This is a genomic window from Rhodovarius sp. (genome assembly GCF_040399605.1).
Classification (GTDB): Bacteria; Pseudomonadota; Alphaproteobacteria; order Acetobacterales; family Acetobacteraceae; genus Rhodovarius; species Rhodovarius crocodyli_A.
In genome coordinates this window covers 1-3,304 of sequence record NZ_JBBARU010000148.1, presented here as the reverse complement: position 1 = coordinate 3,304, position 3,304 = coordinate 1, and the positions used below count along the sequence as shown (strand labels likewise).

The following is a 3,304-nucleotide window of genomic DNA, read 5'->3' as shown; positions in this document are numbered from 1 at the left end:
TGGCGAGCGGCTGTCTGACCTTGATCTGGCCGAGGTGGCGGAAGAGCCAGGGATCCGGCTGCGCTGGTCGGCGCTGTATGATGTGTTGCGGGCGCCGATAGCGGGCCGCACGCGGCGGGGCTGCACGCTGGAGGCTTTGGAGGAGGATGCAAAGGGGCGGCTGGTGCCGGTGCTGCGCGAGGGCGGCGGGTTGATCCGCCCCGGTGGCTATGACCTGCTGGTGGCGGGGGATGGGCGCTATTCCGCGCTGCGCGCCATCACCCTGGGCGCGCCGAAATCGCGCCTGCATGGCGTGGCCTTGACCCGGCTGCTGGTGCCCGATGCATCCGGTGCGCCGCTGGATGATTACGGCCAGTGGTTCAATGGCGCGGCGCGGCTGCTGGCTTATAAATCGCCAGGTGGGTCTGCCTATATTGCTGGCAGTGTGCCGCTGGATGCGGCTGAGGCGGAGATTCCGGCGGCTGCCCGCAGCGCCAGCTTCCAGCACGCGCTTTATACGCCGCCAGGGCGCATCGCCCCCGCCATGGCCTGGATGCGTGACAGGCTGGTGGAGCATGCGCCCCGGCTGCATTGGGCGCGGCTGCAGGAGAGCCCGCTGGAGCGTATGGCGCTGGATGGGAGGGTGCTGCTGCTCGGCGATGCGGCGCATGCCATGCTGCCCACGCTGGGCCAGGGCGCCACCCAGGCGGTGGAGGATGGCGTGCTGGCCGGGGCGGTGCTGCGCGCGGGCGGCGGGCCCGAGGCGGTGGCGCGGCTGCGCGACAGCAGGGTGGAATGGGTGCGGCAATTCAGCCTGGAGGCCTCCGACACGCTGCTGCCGGGCTTTTCGCCTTTGGCGCGGGAGGCGCGGGCGGGTTCCTTGGCGAAATCAGGGGCGGGTTTCATGGCCCAGTTGCGTAGGCTCTATACGGAAGTGCCGGGGCCTGAGGCGGTCAGCGCGGGGCTCGTTGAGCAGGTTTAGAGCCTGCTCCGTTCGCCTTGGCTCACTGCACAGGCTCTAACCTTTTGTTTGAAGAAGGGGGTTGGGGGGCCTTTAGCCGCCCGACCGCCCCACCCTGCGGCCAATCTCCTGCGCCAGCCGCGCCTGCTCGGCCACGAAAGCGGCGAAGGCGGCGGGCGGCATGGCCACACCCTCAAGGCCCAACGTGTCGAATTGCTGGCGCACCTCGGGGTCTGCCACCGCGCTCGCCACGGCGGCATGGACGCGGGTGACGATGGCGGGGGCGACGCCGGCGGGCATCCAGAGGCCGAACCAGTTTACCACCTCGAAGCCGGGCAGCCCGGCCTCGGCCATGCTCGGCACCTGAGGCATACCGGCCCAGCGGCGGGCGCCGGTGAGGGCGATGGCGCGCAGCCGGCCGGTTTGGACATGCTGCTGGGCGATTTGCGTGCCGACGAAGAACATATCGACACGGCCGGCGAGAAGGTCGGTCACCGCCTCGGCCACGCCGCGATAGGGCACGGAGAGGATATCGGTGCCGGTCATGCTCTTCATGATTTCGGCGGGGATATGGCTGGCGGTGCCATTGCCGGCATTGCCATAGGTCAGCCGGCCCGGATCGCGCCGGGCGAGGGCCAGAAGTTCCGGCAGCGTGGTCACGGGCACCGAGGGGTGGACCACCAGCACCTGGCCGAAATTCTGCGCGGCCAGGGTGACATGGGTGAAATCCTGCACCGGGTCATAGGTCACATTGTCATTGAAGGGTGGGATATTGGTGTGACTGGCGGTGGTGAAGAGCCAGGTGAGGCCATCGGCCGGTTGGCGGGCGACATAGGCGGTGCCGACAAGCCCGCCGCCGCCGGCGCGATTTTCCAGGACCACTGGCTGGCCGAGGGCGGCGCTGAGCCTGGGGGTGATGGCGCGCAGCACCAGGTCGGGCGGGCCGCCGGGGGTGGAGGGCACGACCACCCGGATTGGTCGGCTGGGGTAATCCTGCGCCAGCGCCGGGCTGGCCAGCAGGGCGAGGGCGGCGCGGCGGGGGAAGGCACTCATAGCCGCGCCGGCCCGCTGCTTTCGATGGAGGCCATGATGGCGCCCAGTAGGGCCACATTGTGCACGGCATCGCCGCCGGGCAGCGCCATGGGGGTGCGGGCCAGGATATGGGCGGCGAAGTCTTCCAACTCGGCGCGCTCGGTGCTGGTTTTGGGGAAGGAGATCACCTCAGGCGGGTGCTTGGCGCCGATATTGGCCCGGTCGATCTTGCAGACTCGCAAATCCCAGGTGGTGAGGTGCTCGACATCGCCGACCTCGACCCAGGCATTGCTGCCGAAGACCTGCAGCCGCCAGGTTTCGGCGCTGGCGATGACGGTGCCGAGATAGCCGGTGGCACCGGAGGCAAAGCGGAGCAGCATCGAGGTGGTGTCATCCATGCCGAAATCCTGCACGAGGCGAAAACTCTGCGCCGTCACCTGCTCGATATGGCCGGCGAGGTAGAGCATGGCATCGACCACATGGACACCGCGCCCGGTCATGCCGCCGGCGGGGCCTTCCTGCCTGTCATGCCGCCAATGGCCCTGGGGGAAGCGATAGGCGCTGGGGCCGCAGAAATTGCCCTCGAGATGCAGCACGCGGCCGAGCGTGCCGTCATCGATCAGGCGGCGGATTTCGCGCAGCGCGGGCTGGTAGCGCCAATTGTAGCCAACGCCGAGGGTGACGGAGGCATCGGCGCAGGCTTGGGCGGCGCGGGCGGCCTCGGCGGCGTTCACCCCCAGCGGTTTCTCGGAAAACACATGTTTGCCGGCGGCGGCGGCGGCGACGATCTGGTCGGTGTGCTGGCGGTGCGGGGTGGCCAGCACCACGGCATCGATATCGGGGTCGGCCAGGGCGGCTTCGTAATTTTCCAGCATGCGCAGGCCATTGGCGGCGGCGAATTCGGCCGCCTTGGCCGGGGTGCGGGTGGCGAAGGCGGTGAATTGGATGGTGCTGCTGATGCCCTGGACATTGCGGACAAGGTGCTGCCCCCAGCTGCCCAAGCCGATAATGGCGGCGCGAATCATGGCCCTATGCTCTCCCACAAAGTGCTATCATCGGCACAGGGCGGGAATAGGACAACCGGGGTGGTATTACCCCTGGCCGAAATAGGCCCTTTCCAGCCGGTGCGGCAGGCCCGGTTCCTGGGCCTCGAGCACCACCTGGCCTTGCGCCAGGGCATAGACCCGGGCGGAGACGGCGAGCGCCTGAAACAACGCTGCTGATTGGGATGAGCCCCTGACGACCAAGGGGGGAAATGGTGCTGCCAGAGAGGATTGAACTCTCGACCTCTCCCTTACCAAGGGAGTGCTCTACCACTGAGCTACGGCAGCG

General features: G+C 68.4%; 4 protein-coding genes and 1 tRNA gene. 1 reads left to right on the top strand and 4 read right to left on the bottom strand.

Annotation, left to right across the window (positions count from 1 at the left end):
• The coding region (locus tag ABWP84_RS18400; protein ID WP_353213478.1) for an FAD-dependent monooxygenase at positions 1 to 961 on the top strand (961 nt) is incomplete at its 5' end.
• Positions 962 to 1,033: 72 nt separating this feature from the next.
• Here the strand turns inward: ABWP84_RS18400 and ABWP84_RS18395 are convergent.
• The 4 genes from ABWP84_RS18395 to ABWP84_RS18380 form a co-directional block, all read right to left on the bottom strand.
• Positions 1,034 to 1,993, bottom strand: coding sequence for a tripartite tricarboxylate transporter substrate-binding protein (locus ABWP84_RS18395; protein ID WP_353213477.1), 960 nt, complete (start codon positions 1,991 to 1,993; stop codon positions 1,034 to 1,036).
• Complete coding sequence (locus ABWP84_RS18390) at positions 1,990 to 2,997, bottom strand: Gfo/Idh/MocA family oxidoreductase (protein WP_353213476.1); 1,008 nt, start codon at positions 2,995 to 2,997, stop codon at positions 1,990 to 1,992. The genes ABWP84_RS18395 and ABWP84_RS18390 overlap by 4 nt, the downstream gene beginning before the upstream one ends.
• A gap of 66 nt (positions 2,998 to 3,063) precedes the next feature.
• Complete coding sequence (locus tag ABWP84_RS18385) at positions 3,064 to 3,186, bottom strand: hypothetical protein (protein ID WP_353213475.1); 123 nt, start codon at positions 3,184 to 3,186, stop codon at positions 3,064 to 3,066.
• Positions 3,187 to 3,228: 42 nt separating this feature from the next.
• A tRNA-Thr gene (locus ABWP84_RS18380) sits at positions 3,229 to 3,303 on the bottom strand.
• Position 3,304 lies beyond the last annotated feature (1 nt).